Source organism: Janthinobacterium sp. LM6 (genome assembly GCF_002002885.1).
GTDB classification, from domain to species: Bacteria; Pseudomonadota; Gammaproteobacteria; order Burkholderiales; family Burkholderiaceae_D; genus Janthinobacterium; species Janthinobacterium kumbetense.
The window spans coordinates 5088643-5110811 of record NZ_CP019510.1; the positions used below are offsets into that span (position 1 = coordinate 5088643).

Annotated in this window: 17 protein-coding genes; 6 read left to right on the top strand and 11 right to left on the bottom strand. The window is 61.9% G+C overall.

Annotated elements, in window-relative coordinates; translation table 11 throughout:
- Positions 1–144 precede the first annotated feature (144 nt).
- Positions 145–423 carry a hypothetical protein gene (locus tag BZG29_RS22290; protein WP_034783329.1) on the top strand — a complete coding sequence of 93 codons (279 nt, stop codon included), beginning with the start codon at positions 145–147 and terminating at the stop codon, positions 421–423.
- 351 nt (positions 424–774) lie between these two features.
- Here BZG29_RS22290 and ftsB read toward each other — a convergent pair whose 3' ends face one another.
- The 3 genes from ftsB to BZG29_RS22305 all read right to left on the bottom strand — a co-directional run bounded on the left by ftsB (position 775) and on the right by BZG29_RS22305 (position 4236).
- Positions 775–1098, bottom strand: a complete 324-nt coding sequence (gene ftsB, locus BZG29_RS22295; protein ID WP_035821182.1) for a cell division protein FtsB — start codon at positions 1096–1098, stop codon at positions 775–777.
- A gap of 61 nt (positions 1099–1159) precedes the next feature.
- Entirely contained in the window at positions 1160–2443 is a 1284-nt protein-coding gene (gene eno / locus BZG29_RS22300) for a phosphopyruvate hydratase (RefSeq protein WP_034750709.1), read from the bottom strand.
- Between the two features lie 140 nt (positions 2444–2583).
- Positions 2584–4236 (bottom strand): CTP synthase, encoded by a 1653-nt coding sequence (locus BZG29_RS22305; RefSeq protein WP_077407654.1) that lies wholly within the window; start codon positions 4234–4236, stop codon positions 2584–2586.
- A 247-nt stretch (positions 4237–4483) separates the two neighbouring features.
- Here BZG29_RS22305 and BZG29_RS22310 point away from each other — a divergent pair, with 247 nt between their 5' ends.
- Positions 4484–4885, top strand: coding sequence for a PRC-barrel domain-containing protein (locus tag BZG29_RS22310; protein WP_077407656.1), 402 nt, complete (start codon positions 4484–4486; stop codon positions 4883–4885).
- Positions 4886–5023: 138 nt separating this feature from the next.
- Here the strand turns inward: BZG29_RS22310 and BZG29_RS22315 are convergent, their stop codons facing one another.
- The 5 genes from BZG29_RS22315 to BZG29_RS22335 all read right to left on the bottom strand — a co-directional run bounded on the left by BZG29_RS22315 (position 5024) and on the right by BZG29_RS22335 (position 10337).
- A complete protein-coding gene (locus BZG29_RS22315; RefSeq protein ID WP_077407658.1) occupies positions 5024–7282 on the bottom strand; it encodes a TonB-dependent receptor in 2259 nt (752 codons plus the stop codon).
- 38 nt (positions 7283–7320) lie between these two features.
- Complete coding sequence (locus tag BZG29_RS22320) at positions 7321–8100, bottom strand: energy transducer TonB (RefSeq protein ID WP_077407661.1); 780 nt, start codon at positions 8098–8100, stop codon at positions 7321–7323.
- The gene (exbD, locus tag BZG29_RS22325; protein ID WP_077407663.1) at positions 8097–8522 is read right to left on the bottom strand and encodes a TonB system transport protein ExbD; all 426 of its coding nucleotides are present in this window, start codon (positions 8520–8522) and stop codon (positions 8097–8099) included. The genes BZG29_RS22320 and exbD overlap by 4 nt, the downstream gene beginning before the upstream one ends.
- Positions 8523–8525: 3 nt before the next feature.
- Complete coding sequence (gene exbB / locus BZG29_RS22330) at positions 8526–9281, bottom strand: tonB-system energizer ExbB (protein WP_077407665.1); 756 nt, start codon at positions 9279–9281, stop codon at positions 8526–8528.
- 141 nt (positions 9282–9422) lie between these two features.
- Positions 9423–10337 carry a ChaN family lipoprotein gene (locus BZG29_RS22335; RefSeq protein WP_253192676.1) on the bottom strand — a complete coding sequence of 305 codons (915 nt, stop codon included), beginning with the start codon at positions 10335–10337 and terminating at the stop codon, positions 9423–9425.
- A gap of 269 nt (positions 10338–10606) precedes the next feature.
- Between BZG29_RS22335 and BZG29_RS22340 the strand changes: the two genes are divergently transcribed.
- Positions 10607–11923, top strand: coding sequence for an FAD-linked oxidase C-terminal domain-containing protein (locus tag BZG29_RS22340; RefSeq protein WP_077409239.1), 1317 nt, complete (start codon positions 10607–10609; stop codon positions 11921–11923).
- Between the two features lie 79 nt (positions 11924–12002).
- Here BZG29_RS22340 and BZG29_RS22345 read toward each other — a convergent pair whose 3' ends face one another.
- Complete coding sequence (locus BZG29_RS22345; protein ID WP_253192677.1) at positions 12003–12482, bottom strand: GNAT family N-acetyltransferase; 480 nt, start codon at positions 12480–12482, stop codon at positions 12003–12005.
- A 40-nt stretch (positions 12483–12522) separates the two neighbouring features.
- Positions 12523–15663 (bottom strand): error-prone DNA polymerase, encoded by a 3141-nt coding sequence (locus tag BZG29_RS22350; RefSeq protein WP_077407669.1) that lies wholly within the window; start codon positions 15661–15663, stop codon positions 12523–12525.
- Positions 15664–15760: 97 nt separating this feature from the next.
- Here BZG29_RS22350 and BZG29_RS22355 point away from each other — a divergent pair, with 97 nt between their 5' ends.
- Entirely contained in the window at positions 15761–16546 is a 786-nt protein-coding gene (locus tag BZG29_RS22355) for a PhzF family phenazine biosynthesis protein (protein ID WP_077407671.1), read from the top strand.
- Positions 16547–16723: 177 nt separating this feature from the next.
- The gene (locus BZG29_RS22360; RefSeq protein ID WP_077407673.1) at positions 16724–19126 is read left to right on the top strand and encodes a TonB-dependent receptor; all 2403 of its coding nucleotides are present in this window, start codon (positions 16724–16726) and stop codon (positions 19124–19126) included.
- A 76-nt stretch (positions 19127–19202) separates the two neighbouring features.
- Here BZG29_RS22360 and BZG29_RS22365 read toward each other — a convergent pair whose 3' ends face one another.
- Positions 19203–19829: a hypothetical protein gene (locus BZG29_RS22365; RefSeq protein WP_077407675.1), complete on the bottom strand. Its 627-nt coding sequence runs from the start codon at positions 19827–19829 to the stop codon at positions 19203–19205.
- 140 nt (positions 19830–19969) lie between these two features.
- Between BZG29_RS22365 and BZG29_RS22370 the strand changes: the two genes are divergently transcribed.
- The gene (locus tag BZG29_RS22370; protein WP_077407677.1) at positions 19970–22168 is read left to right on the top strand and encodes an OsmC domain/YcaO domain-containing protein; all 2199 of its coding nucleotides are present in this window, start codon (positions 19970–19972) and stop codon (positions 22166–22168) included.
- Position 22169: the final 1 nt, after the last annotated feature.

The window sequence follows — 22169 nt, forward strand, 5'->3', positions numbered from 1 at the left end:
TAACAAATTCTTTTTCAGGGCGTGGCCGGCGGCTACGCCCTTATTATTCGTTTCTTGAATTTCTGAAATTGGAATTTGAAATTAGACATATATCGCCAACTCCATTATTGTGCAATGCAACAACAGACCATTCATGGAGGGCATATGTCCACTTTTACCAACACCTACAGCAACGACAACGACAACTACTTCAGCAACCTGGGCCGCGCCACGCGCGCCTTCCTGGGCGCCCTGCTCGCTTCCAAGCCGTACAGCGAACTGGCACAGAAGGAAGTCATCGCCAGCAGCGTCACCGATGAAGAACAGCGCTATGTGCGCCCAAGCAAGCGCGATTTCGCCCTGCTGAACTCGGAAGCGAACCGCTACGAAAAGCTGATGCCAAACCTGGCAGCTGAGCTGCGCTTCCTGGCCTCGCGCGGCTAAAAAAACGCCCAGGGCGGCGTTGCCTGCGCCTCGCCGTACGTTCGTACTGTCTTCGGCTTGGCGCCTGGCCCTGGACGTTTTTTAAGCTAACTATTTACTCACAAGGATTTTTTATGATATTTCTCGAAACCGCACTGATCGCCGTCGCCGTCGTGGTCACCGGCATCCATTTTTACCTGATCACGACCGGCAAGGCCCGTTTCTGATCAGCAAGCAGCAAGGCAGCAGCAGCAGCAGCACGCCGCGCCATGCGGCCAGTCGTGTGCAGCAGTACAAGGTAATAAGTAGGAAGTAAAGTGATATGTCAGCCTGGCAATCGGTCCAGGCTGGCAAATGGGAAGTAGTACTATCTTAATGTGGTGCCGCGGCGTCCACCGGTGTTTCCAGCAGTGGCGGGGTTTGTCCCTTGCGCACGATCTGCACGAAAATCTCATTCTGTTTGACCATGCCCAGCTCATAGCGGGCACGCTCTTCGACGGCGCCCGTGCCATCCTTCAGGTCGCGCACTTCGGATTCGAGCTTGGCGTTGCGCGCCTTCAATTCCATATTCTTTTTATTGGCCACCGCCACTTGGGCTTCCATGTCGGCAACACGCAGCCAGCCGCCTTTGCCCAGCCAGAGGGGAAATTGTATCAACAGCAGCAGGGCTGCCAGGGCGAGCGTAATCAGGCGCATGGGGCATTCAGTTAAAAAACCGGCCGGATATCTCCGGCCGGCCAGTGGGTTTTACATCAGCTTACTTCAGATTATAGAACGCATCGCGGCCAGGGTAGCTGGCGATGTCGCCCAGGTCTTCTTCGATGCGCAGCAGCTGGTTGTACTTGGCCATGCGGTCCGAACGCGACATCGAGCCCGTCTTGATCTGCAGGGCGTTGGTAGCCACGGCGATATCGGCGATGGTCGAGTCTTCCGTTTCGCCCGAGCGGTGCGAAATGACGGCCGTGTAGCCGGCGCGCTTGGCCATTTCGATGGCGGCGAAGGTTTCCGTCAGGGTACCGATCTGGTTGATCTTGATCAGGATCGAGTTGGCGATGCCTTTCGAGATGCCTTCTTTCAGGATCTTGGTATTGGTGACATACAGGTCGTCGCCGACCAGTTGCACTTTCTTGCCCAGTTCCGCCGTCAGGATCGCCCAGCCGTCCCAGTCGCCTTCATGCATCGCGTCTTCGATCGAGATGATCGGGTACTTGTCGCACCAGGTCGCCAGCAGGTTGGTGAACTCGGTGGCGGTCAGGCTCAGGCCTTCGCCTTCCATTTCGTACTTGCCGTTCTTGTAGAACTCGGACGCGGCGCAATCGAGGCCGATGGCGATCTGCGTGCCCGGCTCGTAGCCCGCTTCTTCGATGGCCTGGATGATCAGCTTGATGGCTTCTTCATGGTTGGCCAGCGATGGCGCGAAACCGCCTTCGTCGCCCACGTTGGTGTTCAGGCCCTTCTTGTGCAGGATCTTTTTCAGCGTGTGGAACACTTCCGCGCCGTAGCGGACGGCTTCCTTGAACGACGGGGCGCCCACGGGAATGATCATGAATTCCTGGATATCCAGGTTGTTGTCGGCGTGTGCGCCGCCGTTGATGACGTTCATCATCGGCACTGGCATCTGCATGGCGCCCGAACCGCCGAAATAGCGGTACAGCGGCAAGCCCGCTTCTTCGGCGGCAGCCTTGGCAACGGCCATCGAGACGGCCAGGATGGCGTTGGCGCCCAGGCGCGATTTGTTTTCCGTGCCGTCCAGGTCGATCAGGGTACGGTCCAGGAAAGCCTGTTCATTGGCGTCCAGGCCCATGATGGCTTCGGAGATTTCGGTATTGATGTTTTCGCATGCTTGCAGCACGCCCTTGCCGAAGTAGCGCTTGGCGTCGCCATCGCGCAATTCCACGGCTTCGCGCGAACCGGTCGAGGCACCCGACGGCACGGCCGCACGGCCCATCACGCCCGATTCCAGCAACACATCGCATTCGACGGTCGGGTTACCGCGCGAGTCCAGGATTTCGCGGCCGATAATATCAACAATAGCACTCATGTCATTCTCCAAAGTTAAGCGTAACAGGGGCTGCACACTGCGTTCTGATGCGCAATTGCACAAAGGGGGCAAAGAAACTCCCGGCGGGAACGATCTGGCCGGGAGCTGTCTTACGGGTAATACTGTCGCGATCGACCGCGTTATTGCGCAGCGGCGTTGGCTTCCTTGTGCGCCAGCGCTGCCTTGATGAACGAGGTAAACAACGGATGGCCGGTGCGTGGCGTCGACTTGAACTCGGGATGGTATTGCACGCCCATATACCAAGGGTGGGAATTTTCACCCGTGCGCGGCAATTCCATGATTTCGCACAAATCTTCGCTTGGCGTGCGGGCCGACACGATCAGGCCAGCCGATTCGACACGGGCCAGGTAGTGATTATTGGCTTCGTAGCGATGACGGTGACGCTCGGTCACCACGCTGCCGTAGATCTCGGCGGCGAGGGTGCCCGGATTGACGGCGCAGGTCTGCGCGCCCAGGCGCATGGTACCGCCCAGGTCCGAGTTTTCATCGCGCAACTCGACTTTACCATCGTGGTTTTGCCACTCATTGATCAGTGCAACGACAGGTTGATCCGTATCAAGGTCGAACTCGGTCGAATTCGCGTTCGGCATGCCAGCCTTGTTGCGCGCGTACTCGATCAGGGCCACTTGCATGCCCAGGCAGATGCCCAGGTAAGGGATCTTGTTTTCACGGGCAAACTGGGCCGCCTTGATCTTGCCTTCCACGCCGCGCTTGCCGAAGCCGCCCGGCACCAGGATGGCGTCGTACTTGCCCAGGTTGTCGCAACCGGTCGTTTCGATTTCTTCCGAATCGATGTACTCGATGTTGACGCGGCTTTCCGTGTGGATGCCGGCGTGGCGCAGCGCTTCGATCAGCGACTTGTACGACTCGGTCAGCTCGACATACTTGCCGACCATGCCGACGGTCACTTCCGCCTTCGGGTGCTCCATCGTGTAGATCAACTTGCTCCAGATCGACAGGTCGGCCGGCGCAGGATCGAGGTCCAGCGCGTCGCAGATGATCTTGTCGAGGCCCTGGTCGTGCAGCATTTGCGGCACTTTGTAGATGGTGTCGACGTCCCACACGGAAATGACGGCGTCTTCCTCGATGTTCGAGAACAGCGAGATTTTCGCGCGCTCGTCTTCCGGGATGGCGCGGTCGGCGCGGCACAGCAAGGCGTTCGGCAAGATGCCGATTTCGCGCAGCTTTTGCACCGAGTGCTGGGTCGGCTTGGTCTTCAGTTCACCGGCCGAGGCGATGTAAGGCACCAGGGTCAGGTGGACGAAGGCCGTGTTCTTGCGGCCGGCGCGCAGGCTCAGCTGACGCGCCGCTTCCAGGAACGGCAAGGATTCGATATCGCCGACGGTGCCGCCGATTTCGCACAGGGCCACGTCGTAGCCTTCGGCGCCACGGCGGATGTAATCCTGGATTTCATTGGTGATATGCGGAATCACCTGCACGGTCTTGCCCAGATATTCGCCCCGGCGTTCCTTGCGGATCACCGATTCATAGATCTGGCCGGTGGTGAAGTTATTCACCTTTTTCATGCGGGTGGAGATGAAGCGCTCGTAGTGACCGAGGTCGAGGTCGGTTTCGGCCCCGTCATCGGTGACGAATACTTCACCGTGTTGCATAGGGCTCATCGTGCCAGGATCGACGTTGATATACGGGTCGAGCTTGAGCATGGTGACTTTAAGGCCGCGCGATTCGAGGATCGCGGCGAGGGAGGCGGCGGCAATCCCTTTTCCAAGGGAAGACACAACGCCACCAGTGACGAAGACAAATTTGGTCATTGCAGATGGTGCCGAACGGCACGTGCGGGAAATTGAAATTATACACTAAAGCCCGCCTGCGTCGCCCCCCGCGCGTGGAAATTTGCGCCAAATACCGACTATCCCTCCCCCTCCTGCTGTCTACGCACAACAAAATTACCCGATAGCAATAATTGAAATATTTCCAATTCCATACTTTGTGTGGGCGAGCGAACAGACCCTGCCGGGCCCCGGCGGCAGACTGGGATTTTTCAACAGGAGGTCCATCATGAGCTACGAAGAACGCGACGCCTACGGCATGTATGTCAACCGCGGCCACAAAGGCCCCGGCCCTGAACTGATGGGTGCCGACACCCTGATCGGCGACCATGTGCACAACGCCAAGGATGAACACTTGGGCGAAATCAAGGAAATCATGCTCGACATGCGCAGCGGCAAGATTGCCTACGCCGTCATGTCGCACGGCGGCGTCTTCACCATCGGCGAAAAGCTGTTCGCCGTGCCCTGGGAGGCATTGCTGCTCGACACCGTCAACAAGCGCTTCACCCTGAACGTCGACAAGGAGCGCATCGAAAACGCCCCCGGCTTCGATACGGATAACTGGCCGAACATGGCGGACCAGACGTGGGCCAATTCGATCCACAGCTACTATGGCACCACACCACGCTGATAACACCTGACAAAACTTACTGCGCGGTGCGCTTTGCGGCCGGCGATGCTCACTGTGCTGCAGCACAGTTGCGCTTCTCGGCCACAAATCACATCCGCTCGCTACAGTTTTGTCAGGCGTCGCAACTTTGGTAAAAAACTAGAAGCGGTACTCCAGCCCCGCCACATACGTCCTGCCCCGCGCCGTGCTCAGCGGCGTATTTTCCTGCGACTGCGACGGCATCGAGTTCAGGCGGTTCAGCGCTTCCGAGAAATCCTTGTTCATGGCGTTCTGCACGGACAGGCGCAGGAACAGATTCTTGCTGACCTGGTAACTCGCATACAGGTCGATCACGGCAGGAATCTTCGGATTGTCGGCCTTCAGCACTTCCCCCGTCGCTTCATCGGCCTCATTCTCCGGCGACAGGCGGCGGTTCGAACCCGTGTGCTTGAGGATGGCGCCCACTTCCAGCTTGTTGTCCAGCAAGCGCGTGCCCACGTCGAGGTTGTAGTACACGCTGGGCAGCTCGCTGATGTCGGCCGCGCCGAACCAGGCGCTGGCGATCGACGTGGGCTGGCGCGTCGTTTCCCGCGTGTACGACAGGCGCGCATACGCCGGCCCCAGGTGATATTGCGCTTCCAGTTCCCAGCCGCGTGTATACACGGGCGTGGCCGAGTTGATGTAGATATACATATTGGTCATGTAGTCATCCACATTCTGCCAGTCATTGGCGATCACTTCCGCGATATTGCACTTGCGGCCGCTGTCGCACACGAGGAAGGACTGGCTGGTGATATAGCCGTCGATCTTGCTCTTGAAATACAAAGCCTTGAAGTTCAGCACATCGTTCTTGCTCAGCAAGCCATGCAGGCTGGAATTGAAACCCAGCTGGTAGGTGCTGGCCCGCTCGCCCTTCAGGAAGGGGTTCATCGAAGCCCCGCCGTCATTCGAGAAAAACACTTCCTGCGGATTCGGCCCGCGCATGGTGCGCTCGGCGCTGGCAAACGGCTGGAACCACGGCGTCACTTGCGCGGAAACGAGCAGCGAGGGATTGATGCCATGCTCCTTCAACGCAATATCGCTTGCCCCTTGCGGGAAGCACTGCACGCGCGGGTCGCAGGCGGGCTTGTGGCCCGTCAAATCAAAGTGCGTGTAGTTGAGGCCCGCATTGACTTGAACAATGCCGCGGTTGTATTGCAGGCCCGCATACAGGCTGTTGATCTTTTGCACGCCCTCGGGGCCAAACGTATTGTTTTCAATCGATTGCTGGTTCGCATCCGGGTTGTCCGGATCGTCGACCAGACTTTCCACGTGCTTGCTGTATTTATTACGCATCAGCTTGCCGCCGATGGTCACCAGCGCATCGCCGCCCGCCAGCCTGAAGCTGCTGGTGTTGTTGATGTCGAAGGCGTCGGCGCGGTTGGCTGCATTCGTGTTGATGAAATTGGTCAGCGCCTCGGGCATGTATTTCTGGTTGCCGCGGCTGCTGCTGGCCACCACATTGAGATCGATCAACTCGGAAAACGGCGTGTAGTGATATTTTACGTAGTAGTCATCGCTGCGAATGTCGCGGCGCGTAAACGTGCTGCGGTAATCGCGCGCCGACAGTTCCAGCGAGTGGAAGTCGCTCAATGTGAGGTCCAGCTTCAGCAATTGCGACTTGGGTTTCTGCTTGTAATAGCGGTTGTAGCCGAAACCGAATTCCTCGCTGTTGACGCCCTTCGCATTCTTGTAGTTGTTGCCGATTACGCTGGCGCTGGTGGCGGCCATGAAGCCGACGCTGCCGCCATCGAAGGCCGGGTTTTTCATGGCCACGGCCAGCATGGCGCTGCGTCCCACACCATTATTTCCGGCCGACATCTTCGTGCGCGCACCCGTCTTTTCCCCGGCGAAGACGACGTCATCGACGCCGATGGTGCGGAAATTGGCGCTGCCGGCCAGCGCATTGACGCCGTCGCCGCCGACGACATTGCCGCGTGACACATCCACGCCGATGATGAAATTCGGGTCGATCAGCGCGCCGAACTGGCTGCTGGGCACGCCGCCGTGCGACACGGACGACGGCGCGCTGCCATAGTAATTCTGGCTCACGCCATCGACCATCATGTTGACGCGCCCCAGGCCCGACAAGCCGCGGATGTTGACGCTGACGGCGCCCTGCGCCGGATCGATCTGGGTAAACGTGCCCGGCATGCTGCGCACGATCTGGTCCACGCTCTGCAAGCGCGTGTCCGCACCGCGCGCGCTGACGGCGCCCGGTTTTTCCAGCGCCTGCCGTTCCGCAGGCACCGTTTCACCCGATACATTCAGCGGCGAAAATTCCACCTTGCCACTGTCTTGCGCCTGTTGCGCCCATGCCTGCTGCGCGAGCAAGGCCATGCAGATGCCCACGGCCTGCGTCATTGTCTTGATATGCATACACCCTCGATTTGTTATGTTATTGAAAAATGTGAAATTCAGCTGGCGCCGTGGCCGCTCTCGGCATCGAGCTTGAACGACACGGGCAAGGTCACCGTTACCGTGCCCTGGCGCAATACGTTGTCGGGCGGGGCCGGCAGCGGCTGCGCGCGCTGCAGCACTTGCAAGGCTTCGCGGTCGAGCAGCACCGTGCCCGATGAAGTGACCAGCTCGCTGGCCAGCAATTTGCCGTCACGGTCCACCTGGAAGCGCACCCAGGCGGCGCCGGCCCGCTTGCGCTGGCGCGCATCGCCCGGATAGCGCTTGAAGTGCGCCAGGTGGCCAAGCACCTGGCTTTGCCAGCTGGCCGGCGCCGCGCTGTTCGATGGCGTGTCGCTGTCGAACGGCGCCGCCTGCGGACCGCGCACGGTGCTTGGTGCCGGCGTGGCGCTGCTGCTGGCCTGCGCGGGCACGGACGCTTCCCTCGCGGCATCCTTGCCCGGCTCCACCGACGGACTGGCCGCCGCCTTTTCCTCTTTTTCCGCCGCGACGATCTCCGGCACGGCGGCGCGCGCCAGCACGGGCAGCGCCTCTTGCCGGATGGCGCTCCTTGGCGGCCGGACCGAGCTGGAGGCAGCCGACTGGCGCGCGCCCACGGCATGCGCGACCTGTATTTCCTGCGACATCGCCTGTGCGGCAAATACCACCATCACGCTGGCCGCCGGGTTGGCGGGCGCCACGGCGACGGGCTGCCAGCTGGCCCACAGCAGCAACGCCAGCATGCCCGCTACCACTAGCGCCGTGGCGATGCCCCAGTTCAATACGGGGCGCGGATTCACCCACCCTCCCGGCCGACCAGGCCCACTTTCAGGTAGCCGGCCTGGCGCAGGGCGTCCATCACGCCCAGCACGTCTTCATACGCGGCTTGCTTGTCGGCCTGGAAAAACAGCGTACGCTGGCGGTCGCCGCCCGTCTGTGCATCGAGCAGGCTGCCCAGCTGCTCGCGCGCCACGCGCGACTCGCCCAGATACAGGCTGCGGTCCGCCTTCAGGGAAACGAACAGAGGTTTGTCGGGACGGGGTTCGGGCTTGGCCGTGGCGGCCGGCAAGTCGATCTTCAGGTCGACAGTGGCCAGCGGCGAGACCACCATGAAAATGATCAACAGCACCAGCATCACGTCGATGAAGGGTGTGACATTGATCTCGCTCAACTCCGGCATGTCGGCCGCGTCGTCGTCCGGGGAGGGAAACAGGGAAGCCATTGCTCAGGCCTGCTGGCGCGTGTCGAGGTCGCGGCTCAGCATCAGCAGCACTTGCGCGGAAGCGGCGCGCAGCTGCGCCTTGTACTGGTTGATGCCACGGTTCAAGACGTTATAGATGACGACGGCGGGGATCGCCGCCACCAGGCCCAGGGCGGTTGCCAGCAAGGCTTCCGCGATGCCGGGCGCCACGGTCGCCAGGTTCGTGCTCTGGCTGACGGCGATGCCGATAAAACTGTTCATGATGCCCCACACGGTGCCGAACAGACCGACGAACGGCGCCACGGCGCCTATGCTGGCCAGTAAACCAATGCCTTGCGTCATGCTGCGCACCTTGTGCGCGATCAATTGCTCCTGGCGAAAGCCGGCCCGCTCCTTCAGGGCCGCCGCCGGCGCGCTCGCGTGCGACAAACTCAGTTCCTGCTGTACATCAGCGAGCAACTGTTGCGCCAGCGAAATGCTGCCTGCGCCCTCCACTTTGACGGCCGCGTCAGGCAAGGAGGTGGCCGTCTTCAGCATGGCGACGGCGTGCGCCGCCTCGCGCCGGGCTTGCAGCAAACTGGCGCCCTTCACCAGCAAGACCACCCAGGTGGCCAGCGCGGCGGCCAGCAAGCCGATGAGCACGCTTTTAACGACCTGGTCGGCGGCGAAAAACATGCCCAGCGGCGACATATCGTGCGGCAAGGCGGACGCTTGCGCGGTGGCATGCAACAGGGAAAGAACGACACCGCAGCTGGCGGCTTTGATACGGAGGATACGCATGAGAACTTTGACAGGTAACAGGCATGGCTGCGCCAACGGCGCGCACGCGCATGCAAAAAAATCGGACGAACTACCTGGCTGCCATGGGGGAGCTTGCTGGGGGAGAGTGCCGGGCTGACCGCCCGGCGGAGGTGCAACGGCTTACTTGGCGCTGGCGACGGCGGGCGTTACGGGCGTGAACCAGACGAAATCCGCCTGCGGCGCCTGCACCGTGGCGCCCTGCTGTGCCAGGACCAGCACCAGCGGCGCCGGGCCGCCCGTCAAATCCTGCACGTGCAGCGGCACGCCCAGGTCCTTGTGCGCATGGTAGGCGCCGGCGATCAGCACGGCCGGCGCGGGCGCGGCCAGCAGGCGCTCGGCCATGCGGCGGTCGCGCTGCTGCTGCACCGACAGCATGGCGGCCAGGCGCGGCTCGTCGATCTGGTTGTCATGCATGACGCGGATGATGTCCTTCAATTTGTCATGCACCTTGCCGTCGTTGGCCAGGTTCGAATGTTTGCCCTGCACGGCCGGCTTGTCGATAAACAATTGCTTGATCTCGCTGCGGTCCAGGTTGGCCGACCAGACGGGATACGGCGCGCGCATCACGGTCATCACCAGGTCGCCATATTGCGCCCACTTCCAGCTCGGCTGCCAGGCCAGCAGCTCGGCCACGTGCTCAGGGCGCACGACGGGATCCGTCCGCAGCCACGGCTTGACCTTGTCCACCTTGGCTTGCTGGTCCGGATTCAGCATTTCCAGCAGCACGCTGCCTTGCGGACGCTGGCCCTGCAATTGCTGCAGCAGCCATTGCTCGATCTGGTGGTGGCTGAGCTGGTCGTGCTGCTCGCCCACGATGACGCGCGGGGCGGCGGCCAGCCGGGCCAGCAATTGTTCGGCAGTCACGCGCTGGCCGCTGCGCAAGTCGACGATTTCGCCCAGCTGGCGTACGTCTGGCGAAGCGGCGGCAGCAGCGGTGGCAGCGTCAGTGACTGGAGCGATACTGCTGCAGGCGCTCAGCGCCAGCACACAGACGGGCAGGACAGCGGCGAAGGACAGGGGGAATCTCATGGGCATGGCCTTTCGGGTGGAAGCACGCATTGCAAAATAACTACTGGCGGGCATTCTAATAGAAATGATTCTCATTTACAACCAATGCACGGCCCGCGATGCGATTTTTTTACAACCGGCAAAAATGGTGCCTCGGTGAAATCTCCGCACGCGGAGTAGAATAAAAAAAACGGAGGACTTGCGTGAATCAAACTGACCAGTTGGCGGTACTGAAAAAACCGCTGCCCGCATCCCTTGCTGCCGTACTTTCCCTGATCTTTGCCGACCGTTTTTCCATGACGCAAGCCATGCGCGCCCACCATGGCCGCGACGAGTCGAGCTATCCCCCCATGCTGCCGGACGCTGTCATTTTCGCCCACTCCACCGAGGAAGTGGCCGCCGCCGTCAAGCTGTGCAGCGCGCACGACGTGCCCGTCATCGCCTACGGCAGCGGCACTTCGCTCGAAGGCCACGTGCTGGCCCTGCATGGCGGCGTGACGATTGATCTGTCGCAAATGAATCAGATGGTAGCCGTGCATAGTGAAGACTTGACGGCCACCGTGCAGGCGGGCGTGACGCGCAAGCAACTGAACGAAGAGCTCCGCGACACGGGCCTGTTCTTCCCCATCGACCCGGGCGCCAATGCCTCGCTGGGCGGCATGGCCGCCACGCGTGCCTCGGGCACGAACGCCGTGCGCTACGGCACCATGCGCGAAAACGTGCTGGCCCTGACGGTGGTGACGGCCGATGGCCGCATCATCAAGACGGGAACCAGGGCAAAAAAATCGTCGGCCGGCTACGACCTGACGCGTTTGTTCGTCGGCAGCGAAGGCACCCTGGGCATCATCACGGAAGTGACGGTGAAACTGTATCCGCTGCCGGAAGCGATCTCGGCCGCCGTGTGCTCGTTCTCCGGCACGGGCGAAGCCGTCAGCGCCGTGATCCAGACCATCCAGATGGGTATTCCCGTGGCCAGGGTCGAGTTTCTCGATGAAAACGGCGTCAAGGCCATCAATGCCTACGACAAGATGGCCTTGCCGGAAAAACCCCTGCTGCTGTTTGAATTCCACGGCACGCCGGCCAGCGTGGCCGAGCAGGCGCAGCTGGTGCAAGCCATCACGGCGGAACACGGCGCCAGCGATTTCGAGTGGGCCAGCCGCCCCGAAGACCGCTCGCGCCTGTGGGCCGCGCGCCACAACGCATACTTTGCCCTGCTGCAGATGCGCCCCGGCAGCCGCGCCATTTCCACCGATTGCTGCGTACCGATTTCGCGCCTGGCCGAATGCATCCTCGCCACCCAGGCCGATTGCGAAGCGCAGGGCCTCGTCTACGCCATCATCGGCCACGTGGGCGACGGCAACTTCCACGTGCAGATGCTGGTCGATCCCGATGACCCGGCCGACGTCGCGCGCGCGGAAAAGGTCAACGGCGACATGGTCACGCGCGCCATCGGCATGGATGGCACGTGCACGGGAGAACACGGCGTCGGCATGCACAAGATGGCTTTCCTGGTGGAAGAACATGGCGAGGGCGCCATCGACACCATGCGCGCCCTCAAGCACGCGCTGGATCCGAAGAACATCATGAATCCGGGGAAGATTGTCAGATGGTAGGTCGCTCCCTTCGGGATCGGCATTTTTCCCACTGGGAAAAATGCCCCCGCCGGGTACGACCCCAGTCCCTGTCGTTGGGTTATGTTGACCATTCCATGCGCATCGGCACGAAGGCAATGCCGCCCGTCTCCACCTTCGGTCCCGTGGCAACAAAGCCCAGGCTTTCGTACAGGGGCAAGGCATAGGCCGAGGAATTGACGGTAAACGCCGTGACATTCCCCTTGGCCAAGGACACATCGCGGGCCGCCTGCCACAGGCGGCGCGCCATGCCGCGCCGGTGCAGGGCGCGCGGCACGAACATGTGGAACAGGTGCGTGTTGTCGCGCATGGCCACGACGCCGGCCAGCTCGCCGTCGATATGCGCGAGCTGGTAGGCGTAATTGGGCAGTGACAGATAGCCTTCGATGGCGGGCTGGCGGCAGTTCTCGATGAACTTTTCCGCCCCCGCGCCGTCCGGGTGCAGGGTCAGAAAGGGCATCAGGTCGTCAATCAGGGCGACGATGGCGGGCGCGTCGGCGACCAGGGCGGGACGCAATATCGGTTCGGGCAAAGTAGTCATGATAATCATCATGCCACCGTCCGGACGATATTGACAAGCCTCAACAAAAATCGCGGCTGCTGGTGCGCAAGCGTCCCAGCAGATGCGACATGTCGACCAGGCGCTTGGCCACCAGATTGCGCACGATGCCCTCGCGCTGCCACACGCCGTACACGCCCAGCAGCGGCGCGCTCAGCACTTCGCGCCGCTGGCTTTCCACCAGGTCGGGCCAGACGATGACGTTCACTGTGCCCGTCTCGTCTTCCAGAGTCATGAAGATGACGCCCTTGGCCGTGCCCGGACGCTGGCGCACGGTGACGATGCCGCAGGCGCGCGCCAGCTGGCCATCCGTGTAGCTGGCAAGCGTCGCGGCGGGCAGAAAGCGTTCTTCCAGCAATTGCCTGCGCAGCAGCGCCAGCGGGTGGCGGCCCAGGGTCAGGCCTTGCGCGCGGTAGTCGCTGACGATGCCCTCGCCTTCCGTGGGCGCGGCCAGCACGGGCAAGTCTTCCTCCTGCGTGGTGACGCGCAGCAAATCCCTGTCGGGCACGGCGCCGGCCGCCTGCCACAGCGCCGCGCGCCGGTGCCCGGCCAGCGCGTGCAGCGCGTTGCCTGCCGCCAAGACCTGCAAGTCATGACGGTCCAGGCCGCCGCGCCGCGCCAGGTCGGCCACATCAAGAAAGGCGGCGATGGCGCGCGCATCCTCGATGCGCCGGGCCGCCTCGGCGCGCATGCCGAACAGGCTGTTCAAGCCCAGGCGCACGGCGGGCGCGGGGGCCTGCCCTGCTTCCAGGGTTGCCTCCCAGGCGCTGACGGTCACGTCGACAGGCAGCACTGGCACGCCATGCCGGCGCGCATCCTGCACCAGTTGCGAGGGGCTGTAAAAGCCCATGGGCTGGCTGTTGAGCAAGGCGCACAGAAAGGCGGCCGGTTCATGGCATTTCAGCCAGGAACTGGCGTACGTCAGCAGGGCGAAACTGGCCGCGTGCGACTCGGGAAAACCGTATTCGCCAAAGCCCTCGATCTGGCTGAAGATAGCCTCGGCAAACTCCTTGTCATAATCATTCTCCACCATGGCATTGACGATACGGTCATGGTAATTGTTCATGCCGCCCTTGCGCTTCCAGGCCGCCATGGCGCGCCGCAACTGATCCGCTTCGCCAGGCGTGAAACCGGCCGCGATGATGGCCACCTGCATCACTTGCTCCTGGAAAATGGGAATGCCCAGGGTGCGCCCCAGCGCCTTTTCCAGGCCCTTCGGATACTCGACCGGCTCTTTCTGCTGGCGCCGCTGCAGATACGGATGCACCATGCCGCCCTGGATGGGGCCGGGGCGCACCAGCGCCACCTCGATGACGAGGTCGTAGAATTCCCGGGGACGCAGGCGGGGCAGCATGCTCATCTGCGCGCGCGACTCGATCTGGAACACGCCGATGGTGTCGGCCTGGCACATCATGTCGTAGGTGGCGGAATCCTCTGCGGGAATATCCTGCAAACGAAATTCCTCGCCGCGCCGCGCCCCGACCAGCTCCAGGGCGCGGCGCAGGGCCGACAGCATGCCCAGCGCCAGCACGTCGACCTTCATCAAGCCCAGCTCTTCCAGGTCGTTCTTGTCCCACTCGATGACGCTGCGCTCGGCCATGGCCGCGTTTTCAATCGGCACCAGGCGCGACAACTTTCCTTGCGCAATCACAAAGCCGCCCGGATGCTGCGACAAATGGCGGGGAAAGCCCAGCAACTGCTGCGCCAGGCCGGCCCACTGCTGCGACAATGCCGCCTCCGGGTCGAGCCCGCATTCGGCCAGGCGCTCCAGCAAATCGCGCTTGCCGTCGAACCAGCGGTGCGCCTTGGCCACTTTTTCCACGATGGCCAGGTCGATCCCCAGCGCCCGGCCGCTGTCGCGCAAGGCGCTTTTGGGCCGGTAGCTGATCACCACGGCCGCCAGCGCGGCCCGCTCGCGCCCATACTTGCCGTAGATATATTGAATCACTTCTTCGCGCCGCTGGTGCTCGAAATCGACGTCGATATCGGGCGGCTCGTTGCGCTCGCGCGACATGAAGCGCCCGACCAGCGAATTGCCGCGCGCCGGGTCCACTTCCGTAATGTGCAGGCAATAGCAGACGGCCGAATTGGCGGCCGACCCCCTGCCCTGGCACAGAATGTCTTGCGAGCGGGCAAAGCGCACGATGTCGTACACGGTCAAAAAGTACGCTTCATACGACAGCTCCGCGATCAGTTCCAGCTCCTGTTCGACCTGCTCCTGCACGTTGGCCGGAATGCCCAGCGGAAAACGGAGGCGCGCTCCCGCATACGTTTCTTCGCGCAGATACGTCGCCGGCGTGTGGCCGTGCGGCACCAGCTCGTCGGGATAGTCATAGCGCAAGCTGTCGAGCGAGAATGTGCACAGGTCCGCGATGCGCAGGGTTTCCGCCAGCGCCTGCGGCGGATACACATTGGCCAGGCGCAAGCGCGCGCGCAGATGCTGCTCCGCGTTTTGCGCCAGCGCATAGCCGCACTCGCCCACGGGCTTGCCCACGCGGATCGCGCACAGGGTGTCGAGCAGGGGCTTGCGCGAACGCACGTGCATGCACACATGGCCGACGGCCACCACGGACAAGCCCAGCGCCTGCGCGGCGTCCTGCACGGCGCTGCGGTGGGCGTCATCCTGCGCCCGCTGCAGCAGGTTCAAGCCTATCCAGCTGCGCTCGCCGCCAAAGGTGGATAGCATCCACGCCCCCTGCGCGCGCAGCGTCGCGGGCTGGGCCGGATAGCCAGGCAGCAAGATCATCAAACAGCCGGGCAAGCCCTGCAAATGGGCAAACTGCGCCGACGGCGCGGCGAAATCGTCGGGCGTCAGCAAATAGCGCCCCTTGGCCGCCCGCGTTCGCGCCATGGTGATCAGTTCAGACAAGTTGCCGTAACCGTCGCGGTCCTGCACCAGCGCCAGCAGGGACGGCCCCGGACTGCCGTCGGCCTGCGTCAAATGAAAGTGCGCGCCGATAATCAGGGGGAAACCGGCCCGCTTGGCCGTCGCATGGGCGCGCACGACACCCGCCAGCGAGCACTCGTCGGTAATCGCCAGCGCCCGGTAAGCAAGCTGGACAGAGCGCGCCACCAGCTCTTCCGCATGCGAGGCCCCATGCAGGAAGCTGAAATTACTCAGGCAGTACAACTCAGCATACTCGGGTAAGACTGCGCTCCCCATGATCTACCTCAATACTGCATATAAACACAGTATATTATACTCATCTGAAAACGGCCATCTCAGTTATGCTGGGGTTTTACCTTGCACAGTGCCCGCCATGATCGTCCACTTATTAAAATGTTTCGGCGCCGCCCCCAGTGGCGGCAATGCGGCGCTGGTCGTGGAAAACGACGGCAGCGGAGAAACGGCGCGCCAGGCCTTCGCCCGCGAACGCCAGGTCAGCGCCTGCGTCTTCATCGACCGGCAGGCGGACGGCGGCATCGTGCTCGACTATTTTTATCCGCACACGCGCAGCCCCCTGTGCCTGCACGCCACCCTGGCCGCCGCGCATGTGCTGCTGACGGCGCCCGGCGCCCCGGCAACCTTGACGGTGAGCACGGCCATGCGCGGGCAAGCCTTGCAGCTGGTGCGCCGCGCGGAGGGGCTATTCATTGGCTTGACTTCGCAGCCGGCGCCGGCCGTCATGCTGGAAAAATATGTGCCGTCCGAACTGATGGGCCAGCACATGCACTTGCCGTCGCCGCCCGTCGTCGCCTCCGTCGGCAGCCCGAAGCTGCTGCTGGAAGTGGCCGACCGCACCACCCTGCGCGCGCTGCGGCCGAACCTGGAATTGATCGCCGACTGGAGCGCCTTGCACAAGGTCAGCGGCTGCTATGCGTATTGCCGCACGGGCGAACACGAGTACGAGGGGCGCAACTTCAACCACCTCGATCCGGCGCTGGAAGACAGCGCCACGGGCGTGGCGGCGGGCGCGCTGGCAGCGCATTTGCGGCAGTCGCTGCGGCTGCACCAGGGCCATGTGACGCAGCAGCCCTGTCTGATCGAAGTCCAGTACGGCGCGCAAGCGATCTGGGTGGGCGGCATGGTGCAACGCAGCACCTGAACGGGGCATGCCGCACCAGTACAAGGCAAGCCAGGCAGTGGCCAAAAGATAATCAACCAGGAAACAACAGTTACAGCGAATTTGTAATAACAAAACAAAGTATCGCTGGTGAATGCTGAAAAGATGGCACTAGAATCAAGTCACGAATCTTGCTCATCAGCCACTTGGAGATACTGCGTGCCGACCCTCACCACCTTGCGTCAAGCCATCCTCATCAGCCTGTACGGCAGCGCCGCCCTGGCCGCCTTCAGCCCTGCCGCCATGGCCCAGAACACGGAAGCGGCCGCCACGGAAGGCCCCGTGCAAACGGTCAGCGTGGTCGGCTCGCGCCGGGTCGCCAGTTCCGCCACGGACACAATGGTGCCGGTCGATATCATTCCCATTTCCAAGGTAGCCGAACAAGGCGGCCAGTTTGATCTGGCGCAATCGCTGCAATACATCTCGCCCTCGTTCAATTCCACGCGCCAGACGGGCGCCGACGGGGCCGACCTGATCGATTCGGCCGCCCTGCGCGGCCTGGGCTCCGACCAGACCCTCGTGCTGGTGAACGGCAAGCGGCGCCACACGACGGCCCTGGTCAACCTGTTCGGCGCGCGCAACCGCGGCAACACGGGCACGGACATGAATGCGATTCCCTTGTTGGCGATCAAGAACGTGCAAGTGCTGCGCGACGGCGCCGCCGCCCAGTACGGCTCGGACGCCATTGCCGGCGTGATCGACATCGAACTGAAGAAAAGCCTGGGCTGCGAAGCCGTGGCCGGCTACAGCCAGTATTCCGCAGGCGACGGCAAGAATTACATGACCTCCGCCTATTGCGGCATCGCGCTGGGCGACAAGGGCACCCTGGCCATCACGGGAGAATACCTGGACCGCGGCCGCTCGAACCGGGCCGATGCGGACAGCATGCGCATCATCGGCGACACCAAATCCAAAAACAAGACCCTGTACGTGAATGGCGACTACGCCACCAGCCCCACGGGCAAGCTGTACTTCACGGCCGGCGCGCAGACGCGCGACGCGTCCAGCGCCGCGTTCGGCCGGGGCGGCATCGGCAGCGACGACATTCCATCACGCAATTCGGCCGCCATGTATCCGGATGGTTTCGTGCCTTTCATCAATGGCAAGATCGACGACCAGTACGCCACCATCGGCCACCGCAGCCAGATCGGCGAATGGCATGCTGATTTTTCGCAAACCTATGGCTACAACAAGATGCGCTACGACATCAGCAACACGCTGAACGCCTCGATCGCCAACCTCGACCTGATGAACGGCGGCAAGGGCGTCAGCCCCAGCCGTTTCGACGCGGGCGGCTTTTCGTTCCAGCAGCTGACCAGCAACGCCGACTTCAGCCGCTACTACGACACGGTCATGCGCGGCATGAACGTGGCCTTCGGCGCCGAGTACCGCAGCGAGGAATACAAGATCATGGCCGGCGAACCGGGCTCCTACAACGATGCCGACGGCGTGGGCGTGGGCGGCAATGCGGGTAGCCAGGGCTTTCCCGGCTTCCAGCCCGGCGACGCCACCAAGGCCAAACGCCACAGCATCGCCGCGTATGGCGACGTGGAACTGGACTGGACGGAACGCCTGAAAACCCAGGCGGCCCTGCGCTATGAGAAATTCAGCGATTTCGGCTCCACCGTGACGGGCAAGCTGGCCGCCAGCTATAAAGTGGCGCCGAACGTGCTGCTGCGCGGCTCGGCCAGCACGGGCTTCCGCGCGCCATCGCTGCAGCAAGTGTATTTCTCGTCCACCTTCACCGACTTCATCGGCGGCGTGCCCACGGACGTGGTGCTGGCGCCCAACGGCGGCGCCGTCGCCAACGCGGCCGGCATTCCCAAGCTGAAAGAGGAAAAATCCACCAGCTTTACCTTCGGCACCACCTGGACGCCGACGCAAGCCATTTCCGTCACGGCCGACTTGTACAACATCAAGATCAAGGACCGCATCGTGCTGTCGGGCCGCTTCAATGCCGACAACTACCCGGACCTGGCCGCGCGCCTGGCCCTGCTGGGCGTGGGCGAAGCGCAATTCTTCGTCAATTCCATCGACACGCGCACGCGCGGCCTGGACCTGACGGCGTCGCACAAGGGAGAATTGGCCGGCAACCGCCTGAACACCTTCCTGGCCTTGAATTTGAGCAAAACGGAAGTGACGAAGGTCAAGACGCCCGATTCGCTGGCAGGCTATGCTGACGTACTGCTGTCCGAACGCGAACGCCTGTTCATCGAACAGGGTGGCCCCCGTTCGAAAGCCACGCTGGGCTTCGACTACATCACGGGCAAGCTGGAGTCGGATCTGCGCATCATCTACTTTGGCCCGCAAACCCTGGGCACCTTCAGCGGCACGGCCGCTGGCGTGCCGAACGCCCACTATGCGGCCAAGACTTCGGCCGACCTGAGCTTCACCTACAGCATCAACAAGAACACCAAGCTGACCTTTGGCGGCAACAACATCTTCAACGTCAAGCCCACCACGCAAAACGCGGACGAGACGGACAACGGCTTCAAATACGACAGCGTGCAGTTCGGCCTGAACGGCGCTTCGTATTTCGGACGGCTGTGGGTGAAATTCTGATCACCGTGTCCACCTGAAACAACAGCGGCTGCGCCGGCATGGGCAGCCGCTGTTTTTTATGCCGGCATCCATACACTCACGTCCAGCCGGGATTGTCGCTTGACTTGAAATGATGAAACAGTGACTCGTAAGGCCAGCCGTCTTCGGCCACGACACTGCAATCGGTGGCATGTACGCAGTCATGCAGCAATCTGACTGGATCAGCAATGGCCGGAACAAGTAAAGAGTCTGCTATCCTTTTCCTGGCAGCAGGAAACTCGGCGTATTCCTCTGCAAAGTCCTGTTCGCTGAACCCAGCGGTCCGGCGCATCTCTTGCAAGTTGCCACGATCTGAAAACTTGAGCAGGTCGCGCCAGTATGGCAGCGCCAGCATCATGGCAATCAGCTCCGTGAGATTGGCGGCGATACGGCCGGCATGGCCCTCGGAGCTGACATATAGGACCGGGCGTCGTTCGATCTCGCCCTCCCCGTAGGCAAGAAAAACACCACCGCTGCTTTCACCGGCCAGTACCATGAAAGACTTTTCTGGCAGCAACTTGATCCAGGAGCTGTCCCGCGCAGCACGGCCAAGGTCAAAATCGCACTGCGATGCGAGCTCGTCCATCACAGTTTGCGATTTTTTTATATCAGCAAGAATAATCATAATAGAGAGACAACCTTCAGTGCGATAGGTGAAAAGCAATGGACTACCAGCCTGCTGCATAAGGGAACATACCCCTTGCCTGCCCTGCCGGCCCGGTCCAGCGGCGCCCCGCCAGCACGGCCGCCGCGAACAATCTTTGCCCTGCGGCGGAAAGCACGGATAATAGCGGCTAACTCATAAGCACAGTATTGGATTACCTCATGGAAATTAAAGTCAACTTTCTCGACAAGCTGCGTCTCGAAGCCAAGTTCGACGATTTTACGGTCATCGCCGACCAGCCCATCCGCTACAAGGGCGATGGCTCGGCGCCCGGCCCGTTCGATTACTTTTTGGCATCATCGGCACTATGCGCGGCCTACTTCGTGAAGTTGTATTGCGATACGCGCAATATTTCCACTGAAAATATCCGCCTGTCGCAAAACAATATCGTCGATCCTGAAAACCGCTACCAGCAGATTTTCAAGATCCAGGTCGAGTTGCCGGCCGATATCTCGGACAAGGACCGCCAGGGCATCCTGCGCTCGATCGACCGTTGCACGGTGAAAAAAGTGGTGCAGGCGGGGCCGGAGTTCGTCATTGAAGAGGTAGAAAACCTGGATGCCGATGCCCAGGCCTTGCTGGCCCTGAATCCCGCCCCTGGCGCGAGCACCTATATCGTCGGCAAGGACTTGCCGCTGGAACAGACCATCGCCAATATGTCCAGCCTGCTGGCGGGCCTGGGCATCAAGATTGAAATCGCCTCGTGGCGCAACATCATTCCCAACGTGTGGTCGCTGCACATCCGCGATGCGCATTCGCCCATGTGTTTCACCAACGGCAAGGGCGCGACCAAGGAAAGCGCGCTGGCGTCGGCCCTGGGCGAGTATATCGAACGCCTCAGCAACAACCATTTCTACGCCGGCTCGTTCTGGGGCGAGGACATCGCCAACGCGGATTTTGTCCATTACCCGAACGAGCGCTGGTTCAAGCCGGGCCGCAAGGATGCGCTGCCGAAAGAGATTCTCGATGCCTACTGCCGCGACATCTACGATGCCGATGGCGAACTGCGCGGCTCGCACCTGATCGACACCAACTCCGGCAACGCGGAGCGCGGCATCTGCTCGCTGCCGTATGTGCGCCAGTCCGATGGCGAGACCGTGTATTTCCCATCGAACCTGATCGAAAACTTGTACGTCAGCAATGGCATGAGCGCCGGCAACACCCTCGTCGAAGCACAGGTGCAATGCTTGTCGGAAATTTTCGAGCGGGCCGTCAAGCGCGAAATTATCGAAGGCGAGATCGCCCTGCCCGACGTGCCGCAGGAAGTGCTGGCGAAATATCCGGGCATCGTGGCCGGTATCCAGGGCCTGGAAGAGCAAGGTTTCCCCGTGCTGGTAAAAGATGCGTCGCTGGGCGGCGTGTACCCGGTGATGTGCGTCACCCTGATGAACCCGCGCACGGGCGGCGTGTTTGCCTCGTTCGGCGCGCACCCGAGCCTGGAAGTGGCGCTCGAGCGCAGCCTGACGGAATTGCTGCAGGGCCGCAGCTTCGAAGGCCTCAACGACTTGCCGCAGCCGACGTTTGCCAGCGAAGCCGTCACCGAGCCGAACAACTTCGTCGAACACTTCATCGATTCGAGCGGCATCGTCTCGTGGCGCTTCTTCAGCGCCAAGGCCGATTACGATTTTGTCGAGTGGGATTTTTCCGGCCACGGCGAAAACTCGAATGCCGAGGAAGCGGCGACCCTGTTCGGCATCCTCGCCGGCATGGGCAAGGAAGTCTACACGGCCGTATATGACCAGCTGGGCGCCACCGCCTGCCGCATCCTCGTGCCCGGTTACTCCGAGGTGTACCCGGTCGAGGATTTGATCTGGGACAATACCAACAAGGCGCTGCTGTTCCGCGCCGACATCCTGAACCTGCACCGCCTGGACGATGCCGGCCTGGAAGACTTGCTCGACCGCCTGGAAAACAGCGAGCTCGACGAATACGGCGACATCGCCACCCTGATCGGCATCGAGTTTGACGAAAATACGGTGTGGGGCCAGCTGACGACCCTGGAATTGAAGCTGCTGATACAGCTCGTCCTGCAGCAATTCGAGGAAGCGAAAGAGCTGGTGGAAACTTTCCTGCAGTACAACGACAACACGCTCGAGCGCAAACTGTTCTATCAAGCATTGAACGTGGTGCTGGAAGTGGAACTCGATGACGAGCTGGAGCTGGACGATTACGTCGTCAATTTCCGCCGCATGTTTGGCGACGACCGCATGGATGCGGTGCTGGGCTCGGTGGACGGCAGCGTGCGCTTCTACGGCCTGACCCCGACCAGCATGCAGCTGGAAGGCCTCGACCGGCACCAGCGCCTGATCGACAGCTTCAAGAAATTGCACGCGGCGCGCGCCAAGGCGGCGGCTGCCTGAT

Coding starts and splice junctions, on each gene's coding strand:
- BZG29_RS22290 (WP_034783329.1), top strand. CDS start 145: ATGTCCACTTTTACCAACACCTACAGCAACGACAACGACAACTACTTC.
- BZG29_RS22305 (WP_077407654.1), bottom strand. CDS start 4,236: ATGACCAAATTTGTCTTCGTCACTGGTGGCGTTGTGTCTTCCCTTGGA.
- ftsB (WP_035821182.1), bottom strand. CDS start 1,098: ATGCGCCTGATTACGCTCGCCCTGGCAGCCCTGCTGCTGTTGATACAA.
- eno (WP_034750709.1), bottom strand. CDS start 2,443: ATGAGTGCTATTGTTGATATTATCGGCCGCGAAATCCTGGACTCGCGC.
- BZG29_RS22340 (WP_077409239.1), top strand. CDS start 10,607: ATGACGCAAGCCATGCGCGCCCACCATGGCCGCGACGAGTCGAGCTAT.
- exbD (WP_077407663.1), bottom strand. CDS start 8,522: ATGGCTTCCCTGTTTCCCTCCCCGGACGACGACGCGGCCGACATGCCG.
- BZG29_RS22345 (WP_253192677.1), bottom strand. CDS start 12,482: ATGACTACTTTGCCCGAACCGATATTGCGTCCCGCCCTGGTCGCCGAC.
- BZG29_RS22310 (WP_077407656.1), top strand. CDS start 4,484: ATGAGCTACGAAGAACGCGACGCCTACGGCATGTATGTCAACCGCGGC.
- BZG29_RS22350 (WP_077407669.1), bottom strand. CDS start 15,663: ATGGGGAGCGCAGTCTTACCCGAGTATGCTGAGTTGTACTGCCTGAGT.
- BZG29_RS22335 (WP_253192676.1), bottom strand. CDS start 10,337: ATGCCCATGAGATTCCCCCTGTCCTTCGCCGCTGTCCTGCCCGTCTGT.
- BZG29_RS22365 (WP_077407675.1), bottom strand. CDS start 19,829: ATGCAGCAGGCTGGTAGTCCATTGCTTTTCACCTATCGCACTGAAGGT.
- exbB (WP_077407665.1), bottom strand. CDS start 9,281: ATGCGTATCCTCCGTATCAAAGCCGCCAGCTGCGGTGTCGTTCTTTCC.
- BZG29_RS22355 (WP_077407671.1), top strand. CDS start 15,761: ATGATCGTCCACTTATTAAAATGTTTCGGCGCCGCCCCCAGTGGCGGC.
- BZG29_RS22370 (WP_077407677.1), top strand. CDS start 19,970: ATGGAAATTAAAGTCAACTTTCTCGACAAGCTGCGTCTCGAAGCCAAG.
- BZG29_RS22315 (WP_077407658.1), bottom strand. CDS start 7,282: ATGCATATCAAGACAATGACGCAGGCCGTGGGCATCTGCATGGCCTTG.